The sequence below is a fragment of the Chryseobacterium sp. BGARF1 genome (assembly GCF_001677955.1).
Lineage (GTDB): Bacteria > Bacteroidota > Bacteroidia > Flavobacteriales > Weeksellaceae > Chryseobacterium.
Genome location: NZ_LELA01000085.1, coordinates 1 through 2,539, shown reverse-complemented (window position 1 = coordinate 2,539; position 2,539 = coordinate 1). Strand labels below are relative to the sequence as shown.

Below are 2,539 nucleotides of genomic sequence, written 5' to 3'. Positions count from 1 at the left end.
GTATTGTTCTCAACCAATTTATGCTTATTTTTGAAGAAAGGCTCAGATTGTAAAATCCAAGCCCTAACTTTTTAACTTACACACTTTGCGGGATAGTGTCATAAAAAGCACAGATTCAAAATCTGTGCTTAAAAGTTCTATTAATTAGGATTCCAAACACCATATGACGCAGGTTTCCAAGTGCCATCCTCATATCCTTTAATATAGTAATCAACATCCATGGCAGTGCCAAATGGAATAACAATACCTGTATCATTTCTAACAAGAAAAGGTCCGTTTCCTGCTAATCGATGTTTCTTGTAATCTTTAGCTCCATAAAAATAAATTCTTCCATAAGATTTATCAATTATAACATCTTTGGGAATAATTAACTCTACGTTTATATTTTCAGATATCTTTTTTACATATCTTTCTGCGACTTTATCCATTTTTTCATTATTTAACATAATCTTATTTTACTTTTAGATATTCAAAATATTTATAATCTCAAGCATTCTCAGCGGAAATATAAAGTTTAAAAAATAGCTTTCGTTAACAGCAAAAAACCACCCGAAGGGTGTTGTAAATTATTGAAAATCGCTAAGTCTTGGCATATCCGGCCATCTTCCTGCTTCATATTCTTCTATATAATAATCTAATCCTCTTGAAGTTCCAAACTCAATTATCTTACCTGATTTACTTTCTACCAAAAATGGTGCATTACCTAACAGTTTTTCTTCCCAATCTTTAGTTTCCCAATATTTTTTCGAATGATATATAAAATATATACCATACTTTTTTTTGATCATTAATTCTTGTGGAAGAATAAGTGGCTCTCCAACTTTCTTTTCTATAGCTGCCAAATAGGTATTGGCAACATTTATTATTTCATTTTCCGATAGCATATAATTACTTTTTTTTAGTTTTTAATAATTTAAAATTATTTGGCATGTATGTCTTTTTAAGGTAATCTATAGTAACAAATTCCTGCGATATTGATTGAGCATCTTTAAGCACGAATCCCCTCTCTTCCATAAAAACATTTAATACATGATCATAATCATTTGGCCCTCGGTCGCAGTATAGAATTCCTCTTTCTCCCACTTTGAAATAATTTTTATTTTGTAATGTTTCCAATTTTAACGTAAGAAAAGGTTCTCCATATTTATTTGTTATTACCCTAAGTTTCTGTGCTTCAGAAACTTTTGCTACAATAATTTTACCAGTTCTTAAGAAGTCTTCTACAGCTTGTACGACATTTACGCAGTTACTATCAGCAATCTGTACCACAATTCCATTTACAACACGGTGATTAAAATAAATTAAAGCCTCGTCAAGGTACTTCATAGCATTTTCAGGGGTAATATTGGCTTTTTGAAGTTTTTTGAGCCCTGCTTCAAATTCCTCTGCAGACATTTTAATATATTTATCAATGTCTTCAGCCATTCCGGCTTTTAGTCTAACTTCTTCACGAATCTGTTTCTTTTCTACTTCATTTAGTTTTCTTCTCTTTCCGTTTTCTTCAATAACAGCTTCATCTAATTGCTTTTCAAGTCTAGCAAAGTCTTCTTCTTTACCTACAAGTTTAGTAGCAGAACGTTTAAAGCCATTTCTAATTGCAAGAGTAAGTTCTCCACTCAAATATAATATTTCTATCCATACTTATTTCACAAAAAACCACCCGAAGGTGGTTTAACAAATTAATCAGTATTTAAAATTTAAATATGAATATCTGGTTCAAAATTATTTTCAATAATTTGTCGTATTTCTTTTACTTCATATTGAGTAAGAGATGGGTTAGCAATAATAATATTATTTTTGATTAAAAATAAATGTTTTAATTCTTTACAATTTTCAAGTAAGTCATTGTAAACATCTTTGTTTTCTAAAATATTGAATTGTTCAGTATTAAACATACTAAAATTTTTCAATGCTTTTCCTTTTGCCATTGCTCTATAAACAGTTTTTTGCCAAAACAATAAATCAGTTAAAGCATCATGAATCTTTAAAAAGTCTATTTTTTTATTTGATTTCAAAAAAGTAGGAACATTTGAGTAATCTTTTCCAAATTTAATGATTTCATTTACAATTTTTATTGTATCCATATTCTATTTTTTAGGGTATAAAGTTTTGATATGTTGTGTCTGTTGTATTTTTGTTTTAAACATAGGTTCTTGACCTATGGCTTTTTGCCAATCTACTTGATGACTATAAGCCCTCGCTGCCGCACGAATCCTTTCGTGTGGTCAGTCATCTTAGATATTAAACATTCTAAAAATTACAATATTTTCCAATAAACCTTTTTCCTCAGAATAATCAACTGCGCTACTGTATTTGTAATCTTCTGCACGGAAAACCAAACCTGCCTCAACCGGATTTTGGTGTACATAATTTATTTTTTGATTGATTACATGATTACTCCACAACTCAATAGGTTTATTATCATGTCTCCAAAATTGATATTGATTTACGTTGGAAGCCTTTGCACCTTCTTTAAGAAAGAAATTCAAGAGAAATTCTTTTCTGCTTTCTCTAGGGTTTTCTTTGATAGCCTGAACAA

At 29.9% G+C, this 2,539-nt stretch carries 4 protein-coding genes and 1 pseudogene; all 5 read right to left on the bottom strand.

All coding sequences use genetic code 11. The annotated features are described in order from the left end of the window. Positions 1-140: 140 nt before the first annotated feature. Positions 141-446 carry a hypothetical protein gene (locus tag AB671_RS16355; RefSeq protein ID WP_066680825.1) on the bottom strand — a complete coding sequence of 102 codons (306 nt, stop codon included), beginning with the start codon at positions 444-446 and terminating at the stop codon, positions 141-143. A 120-nt stretch (positions 447-566) separates the two neighbouring features. Next, positions 567-884, bottom strand: a complete 318-nt coding sequence (locus AB671_RS16350; protein ID WP_066680826.1) for a hypothetical protein — start codon at positions 882-884, stop codon at positions 567-569. Positions 885-888: 4 nt separating this feature from the next. After that, entirely contained in the window at positions 889-1,620 is a 732-nt protein-coding gene (locus tag AB671_RS16345; protein ID WP_066680827.1) for a hypothetical protein, read from the bottom strand. A 77-nt stretch (positions 1,621-1,697) separates the two neighbouring features. After that, entirely contained in the window at positions 1,698-2,084 is a 387-nt protein-coding gene (locus AB671_RS16340) for a hypothetical protein (RefSeq protein WP_066764831.1), read from the bottom strand. Between the two features lie 150 nt (positions 2,085-2,234). Next, positions 2,235-2,539, bottom strand: a pseudogene (locus tag AB671_RS22500) (transposase); the annotation flags it as partial.